We start from the raw sequence: 16702 nt of genomic DNA on the forward strand, positions 1-16702 counted from the left end.
AATCAATGTTGAAAATGGTACAATATAATTAACTTCGCAATTGTTATATAATAAGAATTAAACGAAAATGAGGGGGTAATTATGGAGGAGAAAATAAAGGAAGACTGTGAAAAACTGTTAGTTCACATAAAAAAATGCAAGAGAGCAATGGATATGGATGGCTATACTGATGCAGGGGTAATAGGATATATTATAAAATTGCCGTTCAAGAAAATTCATAGAAAACATTTTTCTGAAATTGAAATGTATACTGAAAAAATAAGACATTATGTAAAAGAAAATAATATTGATTTAAAGTTAGAAAAATTTGAAGAATTAGATAATTCGTCTGTAATATTTAATGCTACTCAGATATCATCACTGGCATATAAGCAATATGAGTATAGAATAAAATATTTAGATATTTTGAATGAGAAAATAACACAGCTACTCAAATTAATTGAAAATAGTGAAGATTAATTAGGAGCTTGTAAATAAGTTCAGGTGAACAATATTAATATAATGCGAACTTGAAAGTAGGAGCATCCATCATCTCCTACTTTTTTATTCCTGAATTGTCAATTTAAATCAGACAAATTACTTATGAATCACTAAGCAAATGTAAGTAAGCTTTCAAATCCAGTTGCTTCTTTTATAATNAAAAAATGATTTCTCTGAGTCAATAGTTAAAAGTTCTCCAACTATACTAATAGTGATTATCTCACTATCTGAAAGTTTGCTATCCTTAATATTACGTCTATTCCTTATACCAATAGGTATAATTTCATAGTATATATCATCTATAATTGCAAAAATATTTGTAAAAAAATCTGTTAAATTTTCTAACTCCTGGATATAATAATTATTAAGCTCCAACATCATATAGTAAACCTCCTTTAAATTAGTATTAATAATCTTAGGTTGCTATATTTGTTGGAGTTTTATTATTGAAAAAATTAACTAGCACAACGAGTTAAAATAATATATTTATAATTTTACCTAAATTAAAATTTTTAAATCTAAAAATATATAATATAACTACTATATATGGATACCTTATGAAAAATAAGTAACACTATTTGGTTTGTATTGTATTATTTACAATAATGTAATATAAAAAGAAATGAATTAAGAAGTGCTAAGAGTAAATTAGAATAATTATATATTATTTAATAATAAATGGGAAAGTTTTTATTATCAACTTTCCCATTTTTGTTTATTTAAATTATTATCTAACAAGACCAATATTTTCAACAAATTTAAAATCTTTATCATTTACTAATACATTAAATAACTCATCATTATTATATTTGAAGAATTTATCTAAGCAATAGCTTAATTCATCTTCTAATTTATCGTATTCGTTATACATATCAAGTGGAGTAGAGTACATTATCATCTCTTCTCTGACTTTATCTAAATCAACAAAGTCTTGAGCAAAAGAAATATCTAATTCATTTTTTAAAATCATATCTTTAATAACTGAAACTAATTCAGATTTATTAGAAAATGCTATAGTCAATTTATTAGTATTGTAAAAATCAATTATATTTTTATTTATATCTTCATAAATATTTTCTAAATTATTATCAATAAACTCGTGGAACTTTTCTTTATTAAAAGATTCATAAACATCTTTTATGATTAGATTATTTATATGCGCCTCCCAAAGAATAGTAGCAAATTTAGAATCACTTCCAGATGCAAGTTTATTACCTAAATTATCATAAATCTTTGGATAATAATTGTTTTTATGTTTTGATACATCACATCTAAAAAAGTATCCTTCTTTCTCTTTAGGCAATGAATCTTTTATAAATTCTTCTATTTCACTTCCTAGATATACTTCAAAAGATTTAAATTGATATTTATATGATTCTATATTTTTTGAATCTATATTTGAAATGTTATTTTCACAAGCTAAATCAAATATCTTTCTTTTATATATTTTGTTTAATATATTATCAATTTCTAAATTATAATTAAATTTCATGTAAAACCTCCTAAGTTAAAAAGCTAATTAACAAGTTATATAAGATTAAATTAATAAACTAAAAAGTCTATAAATAATATTATCAAAGTGAATTATATGATTTAAATTAAAAACAATATATCATATTTAAAATTCTTACAAAATACTTATACCCAAATTATATATGTTTAAAAATCAAATAAAAAATAAACAAAGCTTAAAATTAATCTATCGTTCTAGTTATTTTACTAAGTATATTAAATTACTGTATAAAGCTTTTTAATTATAAAAATATGCCTTGCTAGAATTTGGTATTTTCAGCAATGATATTTAACTAGCACAACGAGTTAAAATTATAAAATAAGTATAAAAATAAAAAACAACTAAAAAATTCAGTAAAAAAATAGAAAAAATTTACAAAAAAAGTTGGCAAACGTTTCTCGTGGTGCTATAATTAACTTGTAGAAGGGAAGAAAATAAAAAAGCGGAGGAGATATATGAATAAATTAACGTTTAGAGAGAAGTACTCTTATGGAATAGGTGCTTTAGGGAAAGATTTAGTATACGCAATAGTAGCAACATATTTAATGGTTTATTTTACAGATGTTATCAAATTAAATCCAGCATTCGTAGGAACTTTATTTTTAGTTGCAAGACTTTGGGATGCAGTAAATGACCCAGCTATGGGTATGATAGTTGATAATACTAGAAGTAAATTTGGGAAATTTAGACCTTGGATATTTATAGGAACAGTAATAAATGCAGTTGTTTTAGTATTCTTATTTAGAAAACCTGATTTAGAAGGATTACCACTATATGCTTACTTCTCAATAGCTTATATATTATGGGGGATGACATATACAATAATGGATATACCGTATTGGTCAATGATACCAGCATTAACTAGTAGCAAAGAAGAAAGAGAACAGGTATCGGTAATACCAAGAATATTTGCAAGTACTGCTTGGCTTATAATAGGAACATTTGGTCTTTTAATAGTTTCAAAACTTGGTAATGGCGATGCAACTAAAGGATACTCAGTATTTGCTGTAGTTATAGCTGTAGTCTTTGTAATAACTTCAATAATAACTTGTTTAAATGTTAAAGAAAGAGTTGAAACACCTAAAAATGCTGAAAAAGTAACGTTTAAACAAACTATAGATATAATAAGAAAAAATGATCAATTAGTAGTATTTATAGGAATAGTTTTAGGTATGAACTTAGTTATGCAGATATCTGGAGGTATGGCTATATATTACTTTACATACGTTGTTGGAAAAGAAAGTTTATTCTCAGTGTACATGGCATTTGCAGGTATATCAGAAATAGCAGGTCTTGTATTATTACCTATGTTAACTAAAAAGATGGGTAGAGAAAACGTATTTAAAATGGGAAGTTTACTTCCAATTGCTGGATTTATGTTATTATTTGTAGCTGGAATATTTGCACCACAAAATATACTATTTATAGCAATAGCAGGAATAGCATTAAAGTTAGGAAGTGGATTTTTATTAGGATCAACAACAATAATGCTTGCAGATGTTGTTGATTATGGAGAATTTAAATTAGGTTCTAGAAATGAAAGTATAGTATTCTCAGTGCAAACGTTATTAGTTAAAGGTGCATCTGCAGTAGCTGGATGGCTAGTAGGTGTTGGTTTATCTTTAGTAGGATATGTAGCAGGAGAAGTTCAAAGTGCAACAACTATACTTGGAATGAGAGTAATAATGATATGGATACCTATAGTTTGTGCAATAGTAATGTATACTATATACAAATCTAAGTACAAAATAAATGGTAAATTCCATGATGATATGTTAGTAGAATTAGAAAAAAGAAAAAAAGCTAATGATGCTATATAGATAAAAATAAGCTGTCTCAAATAAAATTTAGTAGTTTTTCTATTGAATAAATTAGTTTGAGATGGCTTTTTAATTATAAAAATAATTAAACTATAAATATAAAATTAGTAAAATTTTAGTAAAAAATAAGTAAAAAATACTTACAAAGAAAACGATATTTGTTATTATATATTTAAGAAGAAATTTAAACTATTGGGAGGAATACAAATGTATTTAGGAGTAGATTACTATCCAGAACATTGGGATAAAAGTATGATAGATGAAGATCTAGATAATATATTAGAACTTAACTGCAATGTTATAAGAATTGGGGAATTTGCATGGCATATGATGGAAAGTACTGAAGGAAACTTTGACTTTTCATATTTTGATAGAGTAATAGAAAAAGCCAAACAAAAAGGGCTTAAGGTTATATTTGGTACACCAACTGCTACTATGCCAGCTTGGTTAGCTAATAAGTATCCGGAAGTTTTAAGTGAAGATGAATTTAATAATAAAAGAGTATTTGGAGGAAGAAGACAATATTGTTTTAATAGTAAAACTTATCATAAATACTCAGAAATAATAATAAGAGAGTTAGCTAATCATTATAAAAATGAAGAAAGTATAGTTGCATGGCAAATAGATAATGAATTTGGTCATGAAGGTAGCGATTTGTGTTATTGTGATTTATGTAAAAAAGAATTCAATGAATACTTAAAAGAAAAGTATGATAATGATATAAATAAATTAAATGAAACTTGGGGAACAATATTTTGGTCTCAAACGTACAATACTTTTGAAGAAATACCACTTCCAAAGCCAACAATAACAACTCATAATCCATCACTTCGTATGGAACATGAAAGATTTAGAAGTGAAAGTATAGAAAAGTATGCCAAATTCCAAGTTGATTTATTAAAAGAAATATTAGGTAAAGATTCTGTAATTATACATGATTTCTCTGGAGGATATTTTGATAAGAGCTATGACTTTTCTAAAGTAGGAAAGCATATGGACGTAGTTGCATACAACAACTATCCAGTATGGGGTGGTCAAAAAGAACCAATTCCTGCATGGGAGATAGCTTGTGGCCTTGATTATATGAGAGGAATAAAGGGTCAAAACTTCTGGATAACAGAAGCTATAATGGGAGCTCAAGGACATGATGTTATAGGATATTTACCAAGACCAAGACAAGCTAAAATGTGGTCATATCAAGGAATAGCTCATGGATGTAGTTCTCTTATGTATTTTAGATACAGAGGAGCAACTAAGGGTGCAGAACAATACTGCTACGGTATAATAGACCAGGATAATGTAAAAAGAAGAAAGTTCTATGAAGTTCAAAGTTTCTTTAAAGAAATGAAGGAAAATGAAGCTTTAACTCAGAGCGAAGTTAAATCAGATGTAGCAGTAGTTTATGATTATGAATCTATGGCGAGTTTTAGAATACAAAGACAAAGCTTCTTAATGGACTATAAGCAAGAAGTATACAGATTATACAGACCATTTTATAAGAAAAATATAAATATGGATGTTATACCAAGTGATTCTGATTTTGATAAATATAAAGTCCTTTTACTACCTGTTATGATAGTGCATAAAAAAGAAGTTCAAGATAAAGTAAGAAAATTTGTATCAGGTGGTGGTACAGTAGTATTTACTTATAGAACTGCAGTTAAAGATTATTATAACAATTTAACATTAGGACAGTTTAATCCAACTTACTATACTGATTTAGTTGGTGGATATGTTGAAGAAGTTGAATCATTCCAAGATGATCAAGTAGCATTACTTATAGGAAATGAAGAATTTGAAGGTATAAATGGAACAGCTACAGTATTTAGAGATATGTTAAAGACTACTACAGCTAAAACTTTATTTAAATATGAAGATGAATTCTTTGAAGATTTAGCAGCAGTAACTTTAAATGAATATGAAGGCGGAAAAGTTTATTATATAGGAAGTGGAGCAGACAATACTATAATGGATGCTATAGCTAATAAAATAATAAATGAGTCAAATTTAGATGCAATAGAATCTGAAGAAGGTGTTGAAGTAGTAAGAAGAAGTTTAAATAATGAAGATTATTATTTTGTTATGAATCATACTTCAGATGAAAAGAAATTTAGAAATGAAATATTAAAAGCATATGAAGCTAAAATAGTTAAAGCATAGAAGGGTAAAATGGAGGATATTATGGGAATATATATAAACGATGAGAGAAAACTATTTTCTTTAACAACAGAAAATACTGAATATGCATTTTGTATAGATAATCAAGGATTAGTTAGACATTTATATTGGGGAAATAAAATAAATAGTCCAGAAGATTTTGATATACCAGTATTAACTGAAGTATCAACTAACGATACAGTATATGAAATAACAAAGGAAGAATATCCAGTATATGGAGGTCTTAGATACAAAGAAAATTGTTTAAAGGTTAGCTTTGAAGATAAAACAAGGGATATAGTTTATAAGTATGTAGGATACTGTATAAATGAAAATGAACTTGTTATAAACTTAAAAGATGATCATTATAATATAGAAATAGATTTACACTATATAGTATTAGAAGATGTTGACTTAATAGAAAGATACACTGTAGTAAAAAATAATGAAGAAAAAGATTTAGCTATAGAAAATATAGCAAGTGGACAAATGCATATCCCACATGAGAATTTAACATTTAGAAATACTCATGGTTACTGGGGTGCAGAACAACAAATGTTTACTCAAAAAGTAAGTTATGGAAAAATATATTTTGAAAATAGAAAAGGTATATCAGGGCATAATCACAATCCATACTTTATATTAGATAAAGATGCAACTGAAACTACTGGTGAAGTTTACTTTGGAGCATTAAAGTTAACTGGAAACTTTAAAGGGGTAGTTGAACAAACTCCATATGGAGAAACTTTAGTTCAAATGGGTATAAATGACTTTGACTTTTTAATATATTTAGAAAATGGTCAAAGTATAGAAACTCCTCATATGGTTATAGGATATACTGATAAAGGTTTAGAATCAATGAGTCATAATATGCATGACTATGCTAACAAATACATATTAAAAAATAAAGAAATAAGACCTGTACTTTATAACTCTTGGGAGGCTATGGAGTTTAAAGTAAATGCAAAAGAACAAATAAATCTTGCAAAACTTGCAAAAGAAATAGGAACAGAGTTATTTGTTGTCGATGATGGGTGGTTTGGTGAAAGACACAGTACAAAAGACGGCTTAGGAGATTGGTATGTAAATGAAGGTAAATTCCCAAATGGTCTTGAAGAGCTTATAAAAGAAGTTAAAAATATGAACATGAAGTTTGGGATATGGTTTGAGCCGGAAATGGTAAATCCTTTAACTAAATTATATAAAGAACACCCAGATTGGATATATCAATTTGACAATAGAGAAGGTAACTTATCAAGAGATCAATTTGTACTTAATATGACAAAACCTGAAGTTAAAGAATTTGTATTTAATATGTTAGATCACTATCTAACAAAATATGATATAGACTATATAAAATGGGATGCAAATAGACCTATATCAGAACCAGGCGCTAAAAACTTAGGAAAACAAGAAAGAAGCTTATGGTTAAAGCACATAGAAGCAGTATATGAAATAGTAGATAAATTAAAAGAAAAGCACCCTAATGTATTATTTGAAGCTTGTGCATCAGGTGGAGGAAGAATAGATTTAGGAATGCTTACACACTTTGATGATTTCTGGACTAGTGATAACACAGATGCATATGATAGATTATTTATACAAAATTCATACTCTCATATATACCCTATAAAGGCTATGAGAGCTTGGGTTACTGATTGTCCTAATTTCTTATCAAAGAGAGTTATACCTATGGAATTTAGATTTGATAGCTCTATGATGGGAACACTTGGAGTAGGATGTAACTTACTTAAATTAAGCGAAGAAGAATTGAATATATGCAAAGAAAAAATAGCTAAATATAAAGAGATAAGACATATAGTTCAAGATGGGAAATTCTATAGACTACAAGGAAACTTAGTAGATAATGACTACCATATATTTGAATATGTAAATAAAGATGAGGCTTTATTATTTGTATTCTTGCCACAATCTAAAGTAGGTCATAGATTTACAACTATAAAGCTAAGAGGACTTGATGAAAATAAAGATTATAAATTTAATTTATTTGGTCAAGATATAGTTAAATCAGGTAGATACTTAATGAATCATGGTTTAACTGTTAAACTAGAAGGTGATTACGCTAGTTTAGTTATTTATATAAAAGAAGTTTAATAATAAAAGGATATCCAATGGATATCCTTTTATTATTATTATTATTATTATATTAAAACATATAGAATAGATATTGAATTATAACGTATAGTGCAGATAAGCCAACTAATCCATATATTATACGGCTTATTGTACTGATATTTCCGAAATTTCCACTACCTGCTAAAATAGCAGCAACTAAGTCAAATTTAAATAAGCTGACAAGACCCCAGTTGACTGCACCTATTAATACTAATGTTAAAGCAATATTATAAAGTATACCCATAGTTATCATGCTAAGATTTACCTAAATGGTTATCTTAACATTTCACCTCCTGTGTAGATTAATAGTACATTTAATATTTTCTCCGAGATTATTAAAAATATGCAAAATATAGAAAAACTTTAAATAAATAAAAGAAACTATAAAAAACAAGTAATATATATAGAAAAACATAAATGTGACATAAAAATACAAATCACATTTCAAATATTCGATTATTAATTATATTTTAAATTGTTTGACAATTTGGATGTATATAATATATTATTAACACATAGAAATAATTTTTTACGTTATAAACTATGTTATATATAAAAGGGGGAATAAAAATGAACAGTTCAGTAGCACAAAAGACTGAGAAAAAAACAGCTCTACAAAAGTTTCTAGACTTTGTGGAAATAGGAGGGAATAAGCTTCCACATCCCGTAACATTATTTGCAATGTTATGTGTTGCAGTTGCGATAATATCTGCAATAACTGCTGCAATGGGAATCGAAGTAACAACAGAAATAATAAATAGAGCTACTAATGAAATGGAAGTTCAAACAATAAAAGCTGTATCACTTCTTAATGGTGATGGATTTAAGTATATGATAGAAAATGCAGTATCTAACTTTACTGGATTTGCTCCACTTGGAGTTGTTTTAGTTGGTATGTTAGGTATAGGAATAGCAGAAAGTTCTGGATACATAGGAACATTACTTAAGAAGGTAGTTAGTATAACTCCAGCTAAGTTAATAGTTCCAACAGTAGTATTTTTAGGTATAATGTCAAATATGGCATCTGATGCAGGGTATGTAATACTTATACCACTTGGAGCATTAATATTTATGGCTTATGGAAAACATCCACTTGCAGGTATAGCAGCAGCATTTGCTGGGGTATCTGGAGGATTTAGTGCAAACTTACTTATAGGTACTATAGACCCAATGTTAGCAGGTTTAACTAATGAAGCTGCACATATAATAGACCCAACAGTAAATATAACTCCAACTGCAAACTACTTCTTCATGTGTGCATCAACATTCTTAATAACTATACTTGGTACTTTATTAACTACTAAAGTTATAGAGCCAAGATTAGGTAAATATGAAGGGGAAACAATAACTGGAGGTTCTGATTTACAAAATTTAAGTGATAAAGAAAAGAAAGCTATGACAGCTGCAAACTTAACTTTCGTAGCAATGGTAGTTGGATTAGTAGCATTAATATTAATGCCAAACTCATTCTTAAGAAACTTAGAAGCAGATAGTTTCCTAAATTCAATAGTAGACCATTCTCCATTTATGAATGGACTTATACCAATAGTTGCACTTTTATTCTTTGTTCCATCAGTAGTTTATGGTAAAATAGCTGGAACAGTTAAAAATGAAAAAGAAGTAGCATCTCATATGAGTAAAGCAATGAGTTCAATGGGTGGATACTTATGCTTAGCATTCGTTGCATCTCAATTTATAAGTTACTTTAACTATACTAACTTAGGAACTATAATAGCTGTTACTGGTGCGTCAATATTAGAATCTGCAAATATAGGAACAATACCACTTCTTATAGGATTTATATTAATAACAGCAGTTATAAACTTATTTATGGGGTCAGCTTCAGCTAAATGGGCAATAATGGCACCAGTGTTTATACCAATGTTCTTAAAGTTAAATATAGACCCTGCAATAGTTCAAACTGCATATAGAATAGCAGATAGTTCAACTAACTTAATATCACCACTTATGAGTTATTTTGCAATGATTATAGTGTTTACTCAAGTTTATGATAAGAAGGCTGGAATAGGAACAATAACATCTATGATGTTACCTTACTCAATGACATTCTTAATAGCTTGGAGTTTAATGCTTATAGTATGGGTATCACTTGGAATACCAGTAGGATTTTAGTTAATATATGAAAGTGCCTAATAAATAGGCACTTTTTTTACATATAATGAAATTATATTATAACTATATTTGTGGATAACATATGAATATAAGTAATATCAATAACTTTATAAATGTAAAAAATGATATTTTGAAATGCTTCGCCAACGCAGTGCCTCAAGCAATGGATGTATCCGTAACGGTAGCAAGGATATATGGTTGACGAAATGAGCGAAGCGAATTTATTATTAAAAATATATTAAATTATAAGGCTCTGTTAGCTAACTTCGTGATTTATAAAATATAATATAATTAAGTTCGTAATTGTTATACAATGCGAAGTAATATATCAATACTTGTATTGAAAAAGGGGGGGGTTACAATATGAAAAAATATAAATTAGGGAATTTTATACCTATAATAACTATGTTTATAGTATTTGTTTTAGGGAGTGTTTTTGATTTAAAGTAACTCAAACAGAATGATTAATAATCTAAAAAAAGGGCTAACTTAATTTAATTAAGTTGCCCTTTTGCTATATCTAAAAGCATTGAAAACACTATACTTCTTTAAACTATTCCCTAAACCTAATTTAAGGAGAAGTTAAGTGAAAATATATAAATTAGCAAGGTTTTTATATCTTAACTTTATTTACTTTAGAAATATATAACTAATACTTGTATTACAAGTATTAGTTATAGTATTATAAGAATATAATACTAGTTAAGCGAGGTATTAGTTTTTAACACTAAACCTTGTATTACAATGATTAGAAAGGGAGTGAGATGATGGAGTTAAATAAAGAGATATTGAAAGGTCATATAGATACTATGATACTTGCGATATTAGAAAAAAATGATTCTTATGGATTTGAAATTGCTAAAAATGTTTTGGAACAAACAACTTTTGAACTAAAAGATGGAACATTATACATATCACTAAAAAGACTTGAGTCAAAAGGTTTTATTGAATCTTACTGGCAAAGTAGTCAAGGTCCAGGGAATAGACGTAAGTACTACAAAATAACACAATATGGTATAGAAAGTTTAGATAAAAAAGTTGATGAATGGAATTTTGTAAAAAATATTATGGATAAATTCTTAGATGGGAGAGATGGTAATGGAAGTAATAAATAACTACATTGATTCATTATATAAAAATGATAATAGTCAAGAAGTACTAGAGCTTAAAGAAGAGTTAAAAGAACACTTAATAATGTCAGCAAATGAATTTATTAATGAAGGATATGAAGAACAAGACGCTTGCGAAATGGCTATCAAAAAATTTGATGGTGGCTCTGAGATGTTAAAAGAACTCTACTTTACTCTTAAAGAAAATAAAAAAGAGATTAAAGAGACTAATAAGGTTGCAAAGATAATAACTAGAATATCAGGTGTAATGTTTATTATATGTTTAATAACATCTACAATTCTTACATATCATAAAACCGTTAATTACATATATGATAAGCCGTTTATATATTGGCAACAAGTAAATTCAAATATATCAAAAGAGTTAAATAAAATTATTAAAGATAAAGATGTGAAAAAAGATATAGATAGTTACAAAGATGATATATCAAAACTATTATCATCTAGTAAGTTCAATAAAGATGTTATATTAATGTATGGTTATGAAAGTTCACATAAGCAAGTTTGGGAAACTTATGAGCCATCATCTATTTTATATACTTATGGTAAAGATGTAACTAAAGATTATATGTTTATGAATGGAGAAACTGTTGAAAATGATAGAGGCCAAAAACTTTATTATAATTTAAAATTAACAAAACCACTTTATTTAAAAATTTATGAAAATACAAGAGTATCAGCTATAGTAGCAACTCCAATTTTCTTTATAATCTATGTAGTTTTAAAGATAGCTTTTAGAAAAAAGAAAGTTAAGTTTTAACTAACATTATGAAGATTTTAGTTTGTATATTATTATGTTTGATTATGAATCTATTTATAATTTATTTAATCTTGTTCTTCTATGTTAGGCTCTGTTTTAAATAAATGTTGATTTTGGTAAATACTGATATTACTTAATTAAGATTAAATATAGTGATGCAACCTCTAATTTTTAATTAGTTTTTAAGCAATTATTATATAGATTTCAACACTGTGCTAAAACAGAGCCTTATATTAACAAATCACAATATTAATATAATACGAACTACTTACAAAAAATTAAACAACCATACCTTAGTATTTAGAAATTGAAATTACTAAGATATGGTTGTTTTTTATTATAATTATCACGAAGTAAGCTAACAGAGCCAATTATAAAAATACGGTTATTAAAAAAATATATATGGGAATGAAAAAATATCTATAATTATATAAGATTATTTAAGAAGATATAAAATAATATGCTTTATGAGAGATTGAAAAATTATAATGATTTATATACAACTAAACTTTACAAAAGGAATTTAGCTATAAATATATTTTAAACCTAATATGTATGATAAAATAATAGATTAATAAATCTAATATAAAGAGGTAGTTATATGAACTATAAATTTGGGCTTCCTGTTGAAATAATATTTAAATGTGGGGCAGTTAAAAATATAAATAAAGTAATAAAAGATAATAATTTTAAAAAAGGAATACTAATATCTAGTGAGAGATTTATAAAAAGTGAATATGGTTATGAAATTATACAACTATTGAATGAATATATAGAAAATATACATTTTGGAATAAGCGCAAATCCTACAATAGAAGATGTAGAATTAACAACTAAAGCTATAAAAGATAGTAATGTAGACTTTGTTATAGCATTAGGTGGAGGAAGTATACTAGATTGTGCAAAGATATCTTCTTGTATGGCAGCTATGGATACTAATATAAGATATTTCCTAGAAAATAAATTAGAGATTAATAAAAATATACCTGTAATAGCTATACCTACAACAGCAGGTACAGGAAGTGAAGTTACTAGTGTTTCTGTTATAAGCAATAAGTATACTGAAGATAAATTTCCTATAAAATCAGAGTATCTACTTCCTAAAATAGCAATAATTGATCCAGAGTTAACACTTACAGTACCTAAAAAGGTTACAGCTAGTTCAGGTATAGATGTATTATCACATGCATTAGAATCTTATTATAGTAAAAATAATAATCCTATATCAGATATTTTAGCTATAGAATCAGTAAAGCTTGTTATGAACAATTTAAAAAATGCAGTTAATAATCTTGATAATATAGAATATAGAGAAAATATGTGTCAAGCATCATTATTAGCTGGAATTGCTTTTTCTGTTACAGGGACGGCTGCATGCCACGGAATATCGTATCCATTAACTAGTAAGTATAATATACCTCATGGTGAGGCATGTGGTATTACTCAAGATAAAGTATTATTATTAAATTCAAAAGTTGAGTTTGATAGAATAGATAAATTAAGTAAACAGGTCGGATATTCTAATGTAGAAGAATTTTCTAATGAAATATATAAACTGAAAAAAGGAATAGGTTTAGCTAATAACTTAAGAGATTATAATATAAAAAAGGATGAATTAGAAACAATAGCTAGCTTATGTACATCTTTAAATATATTAGCTAATCCATATGAGCTTAATAAGGAAGAAATTTTAAAATTACTACAAAGTATTTATTAGAAGAATGTTAGTTATATAAATTAAACTAGTTTCAGAAAATAGTTTGCTATTGATAAATCAATAATATCTTTATTTTCTGAAATTTTTTACGCTTAAAGATATTATAATATTTTTAAAAATATGGATAACTTCTGAATGTAAGTAATATCAATAAATTGGTTTTGAGCGTAAAAAAGATTTTGAGCAACGGACGAAGTCGTTGGCGACATGAAGTGTTTCGCCGACACGTCGCTCAAGCGAAGCGAATTTTTTATGTATAAATAAACTATGAAATGAAAGTTTTATAATAAAAATTTTAAAGGAGAATGTAGATGAATATAAAACCTTTAGACGTATTACATAAATATTATGGATATACAAGTTTTAGAAAAGGACAAGAAAATATTATAACATCTATAATAAATAAAGAAGATGTTCTTGCCATAATGCCAACAGGTGGAGGGAAATCTATTTGTTATCAAGTACCAGCACTTTGCTTAGATGGAATAACTATAGTTATTTCACCCTTAATATCACTTATGAAAGATCAAGTTGATGCATTAAAGACTATGGGGGTTAAAGCTCGATTAATAAATAGTTCACTATCTAATAGTGAATATAATGAAGCTTTAGAAGAAATAGAAAATGATGAATGTAAAATAATATATATAGCACCGGAAAGACTGGATAGTATGGATTTTGTGAATATAATAAGAGGAAAAAATATAAGTCAGGTTGCAATAGATGAGGCTCACTGTGTTTCTCAATGGGGACATGACTTTAGAGTAAGTTATAAAAAAATACCATACTTTATAAATAGATTAGATAAAAGACCTATAGTTACAGCATTTACAGCAACTGCTAGTAATGAAGTTAGAGAAGATATTATAAATATACTTAATTTACATAACCCAGCTGTTTATATAACTGGGTTTGATAGAGAAAACTTATCTATAAATATAGTAAAGTCATCATCTAAAAATAAATATACATTAGACTATGTAGAAAATCATAAGAATGAAAGTGGAATAATATATGCTTCAACTAGAAAAGAAGTAGAAACTATATATGAGGGACTACTAAAAAGAAATTACTCAGTAGCTAAATATCATGCAGGTCTTTCAAATGAAGCAAGAAAAGAATATCAAGAAAACTTTATAAATGATGATATAAAAATAATGGTAGCTACAAATGCATTTGGTATGGGAATAGACAAACCAAATATAAGGTGGGTACTTCATTATAATATGCCACAAAGTATAGAAAATTATTACCAAGAAATAGGTAGAGCAGGAAGAGATGGAGAAGATAGTGAGTGTGTATTATTATTTTCACCAGGAGATGTTCATACTCAAAAATATTTAGTTGAAGTTGGAATTGAAAATCCTGATAGAAAAAGAGTACAATATAAAAAACTTCAACAAATGGTGGATTTAGTTTACTCAAATACTTGTTATAGAAAAAATATATTAAACTATTTTGGAGAAACATTCTTAGAAGATTGTAATAATTGTAGCAACTGCTTAAATGAAGGTGAAGTAGTAGATAAAACACTAGATGCTCAAAAAGTTATATCATGTATTGCTAGAATGAAAAGAAGCTTTGGTGCTACTATGATAATAGATGTTTTAAGAGGTTCTAAAAATAAGAAAGTATTAGACCTTGGATTTGATACTTTAACAACTTATGGAATTATGAAAAACTATTCTAATGAAGATTTAAAAACTTTTATAAATACACTAGTATCACATGGTTTTTTAGATGTAGTAGAAAACATAGGACCAAGGGGAAGTTTCCCTACTATAAAATTAAATGAACAGTCTTTAAAAGTAATAAGGCAAGAAATTAAAGTTGAATTTAAGGAAGATAAGGTTACTAAGTCAAGATATGTAGAAAATGAATTATATGAAATGTTAGTTTCTTTAAGAAGTGAAATAGCTAAAGAAGAAGGGATAGCACCATATATGGTATTTGGAGATGCAACTTTAAAAAATATGGCAAGTGTTTATGCAACTAATAAAGAAGAAATGCTTAATATATCTGGAGTTGGACAAATTAAATACGAAAAGTATGGTAATAGATTTAAAGATATAATTGAAAAATATATAGAAGAAAAAAATATAGATAAATCTAAATTAAATACTGTGTCGGGAAAATCGACGGGGTTAAATAGTGAGTACTTTAATGTAACTACAGATAAAAAACTATATGAAAGACTTAGAGACTATAGACTTAGTGTATCAAAATTAGAAGGTGTACTTCCATATATAATACTAAGTAGCAATACTTTAAAAGAGATAAGTGGAAGATATCCATTAGATGAAGAACAATTAAAGGATATAGGTGGTATAGGCCCTGTTAAAATTAATAAATATGGAGAAGATATTATAAATATAGTTAAAGAATATATACAAGAAAATAATATAAATCCAAAATGGGAAGAAAAGAAAAGGTTAAAGTTAGTTTTAGATGGGGATAGTAGAAAAAATGATGAAATAGCACTAGATTTATTAAATCAAAATAAAGACATAAATGATGTAGCAGATGAATTAGAAATATCAGTGTCAACAGTGCTTGGATATGTTTATGATTATATAAAGCTTGGAAATAATATAAATTTTGATATAGACTTAAAATGTATGTACAATGAAAATGAAAAAGAGATGATACTAGATGCAATAAATCGATTTGGTGATGAAAAGGTAAGTGTTATTAAGAAGGTAATGCCAGACTATGTTAAATATGAAAGCATAAGAGCAGTAATACTTGAAAGATATATAAGTTAGAAGTAAGAAAAAAGCTATTATTTATATTAAATTTATAAATAATAGCTTTTTAATTTATAAAATCACTTATTTATAAGATTATTAAAAATAA

11 protein-coding genes and 1 pseudogene are annotated in these 16702 nt (G+C 26.8%); 9 read left to right on the top strand and 3 right to left on the bottom strand.

Going from position 1 to position 16702, the window contains the following annotated elements; genetic code table 11:
• Nucleotides 1–81 precede the first annotated feature (81 nt).
• Complete coding sequence (locus BN7997_RS06185; RefSeq protein ID WP_071119976.1) at nucleotides 82–459, top strand: hypothetical protein; 378 nt, start codon at nucleotides 82–84, stop codon at nucleotides 457–459.
• A gap of 162 nt (nucleotides 460–621) precedes the next feature.
• On the opposite strand, the pseudogene BN7997_RS15985 reads toward BN7997_RS06185, so the two are convergent.
• Nucleotides 622–858 (bottom strand): annotated as a pseudogene (locus BN7997_RS15985) (IS982 family transposase); the annotation flags it as partial.
• A 349-nt stretch (nucleotides 859–1207) separates the two neighbouring features.
• Entirely contained in the window at nucleotides 1208–1972 is a 765-nt protein-coding gene (locus tag BN7997_RS06195; protein WP_071119978.1) for a hypothetical protein, read from the bottom strand.
• Nucleotides 1973–2448: 476 nt separating this feature from the next.
• Here BN7997_RS06195 and melB point away from each other — a divergent pair, with 476 nt between their 5' ends.
• The 3 genes from melB to BN7997_RS06210 all read left to right on the top strand — a co-directional run bounded on the left by melB (nucleotide 2449) and on the right by BN7997_RS06210 (nucleotide 8085).
• Nucleotides 2449–3813 (top strand): melibiose:sodium transporter MelB, encoded by a 1365-nt coding sequence (gene melB / locus BN7997_RS06200; RefSeq protein WP_071119979.1) that lies wholly within the window; start codon nucleotides 2449–2451, stop codon nucleotides 3811–3813.
• Between the two features lie 207 nt (nucleotides 3814–4020).
• Nucleotides 4021–5973: a beta-galactosidase gene (locus BN7997_RS06205; protein WP_071119980.1), complete on the top strand. Its 1953-nt coding sequence runs from the start codon at nucleotides 4021–4023 to the stop codon at nucleotides 5971–5973.
• A gap of 21 nt (nucleotides 5974–5994) precedes the next feature.
• Nucleotides 5995–8085 (top strand): alpha-galactosidase, encoded by a 2091-nt coding sequence (locus BN7997_RS06210; protein WP_071119981.1) that lies wholly within the window; start codon nucleotides 5995–5997, stop codon nucleotides 8083–8085.
• Between the two features lie 52 nt (nucleotides 8086–8137).
• On the opposite strand, the gene BN7997_RS06215 is transcribed toward BN7997_RS06210, so the two are convergent.
• Nucleotides 8138–8359 carry a DUF378 domain-containing protein gene (locus BN7997_RS06215; RefSeq protein WP_330385864.1) on the bottom strand — a complete coding sequence of 74 codons (222 nt, stop codon included), beginning with the start codon at nucleotides 8357–8359 and terminating at the stop codon, nucleotides 8138–8140.
• 317 nt (nucleotides 8360–8676) lie between these two features.
• Here BN7997_RS06215 and BN7997_RS06220 point away from each other — a divergent pair, with 317 nt between their 5' ends.
• From BN7997_RS06220 to recQ, 5 genes are all read left to right on the top strand, one after another.
• Nucleotides 8677–10239 (top strand): AbgT family transporter, encoded by a 1563-nt coding sequence (locus BN7997_RS06220; protein WP_071119982.1) that lies wholly within the window; start codon nucleotides 8677–8679, stop codon nucleotides 10237–10239.
• A 767-nt stretch (nucleotides 10240–11006) separates the two neighbouring features.
• On the top strand, nucleotides 11007–11354 hold the full coding sequence (locus BN7997_RS06225) for a PadR family transcriptional regulator (protein ID WP_071119983.1): 348 nt from the start codon (nucleotides 11007–11009) through the stop codon (nucleotides 11352–11354).
• Nucleotides 11338–12129 carry a permease prefix domain 1-containing protein gene (locus BN7997_RS06230; RefSeq protein WP_071119984.1) on the top strand — a complete coding sequence of 264 codons (792 nt, stop codon included), beginning with the start codon at nucleotides 11338–11340 and terminating at the stop codon, nucleotides 12127–12129. Before BN7997_RS06225 ends, BN7997_RS06230 begins: the two co-directional genes overlap by 17 nt.
• A gap of 601 nt (nucleotides 12130–12730) precedes the next feature.
• On the top strand, nucleotides 12731–13846 hold the full coding sequence (locus BN7997_RS06235; RefSeq protein WP_071119985.1) for an iron-containing alcohol dehydrogenase family protein: 1116 nt from the start codon (nucleotides 12731–12733) through the stop codon (nucleotides 13844–13846).
• A gap of 311 nt (nucleotides 13847–14157) precedes the next feature.
• Entirely contained in the window at nucleotides 14158–16611 is a 2454-nt protein-coding gene (recQ, locus tag BN7997_RS06240; RefSeq protein WP_071119986.1) for a DNA helicase RecQ, read from the top strand.
• The last annotated feature ends 91 nt before the right edge of the window (nucleotides 16612–16702 follow it).

The organism is Romboutsia timonensis, assembly GCF_900106845.1.
GTDB classification, from domain to species: domain Bacteria; phylum Bacillota; class Clostridia; order Peptostreptococcales; family Peptostreptococcaceae; genus Romboutsia; species Romboutsia timonensis.

Bases quoted from the DNA above. Each gene is read 5' to 3' on its own strand.
- BN7997_RS06185 (WP_071119976.1), top strand. From the start codon at position 82: ATGGAGGAGAAAATAAAGGAAGACTGTGAAAAACTGTTAGTTCACATA.
- BN7997_RS06195 (WP_071119978.1), bottom strand. From the start codon at position 1,972: ATGAAATTTAATTATAATTTAGAAATTGATAATATATTAAACAAAATA.
- melB (WP_071119979.1), top strand. From the start codon at position 2,449: ATGAATAAATTAACGTTTAGAGAGAAGTACTCTTATGGAATAGGTGCT.
- BN7997_RS06205 (WP_071119980.1), top strand. From the start codon at position 4,021: ATGTATTTAGGAGTAGATTACTATCCAGAACATTGGGATAAAAGTATG.
- BN7997_RS06210 (WP_071119981.1), top strand. From the start codon at position 5,995: ATGGGAATATATATAAACGATGAGAGAAAACTATTTTCTTTAACAACA.
- BN7997_RS06215 (WP_330385864.1), bottom strand. From the start codon at position 8,359: ATGATAACTATGGGTATACTTTATAATATTGCTTTAACATTAGTATTA.
- BN7997_RS06220 (WP_071119982.1), top strand. From the start codon at position 8,677: ATGAACAGTTCAGTAGCACAAAAGACTGAGAAAAAAACAGCTCTACAA.
- BN7997_RS06225 (WP_071119983.1), top strand. From the start codon at position 11,007: ATGGAGTTAAATAAAGAGATATTGAAAGGTCATATAGATACTATGATA.
- BN7997_RS06230 (WP_071119984.1), top strand. From the start codon at position 11,338: ATGGAAGTAATAAATAACTACATTGATTCATTATATAAAAATGATAAT.
- BN7997_RS06235 (WP_071119985.1), top strand. From the start codon at position 12,731: ATGAACTATAAATTTGGGCTTCCTGTTGAAATAATATTTAAATGTGGG.
- recQ (WP_071119986.1), top strand. From the start codon at position 14,158: ATGAATATAAAACCTTTAGACGTATTACATAAATATTATGGATATACA.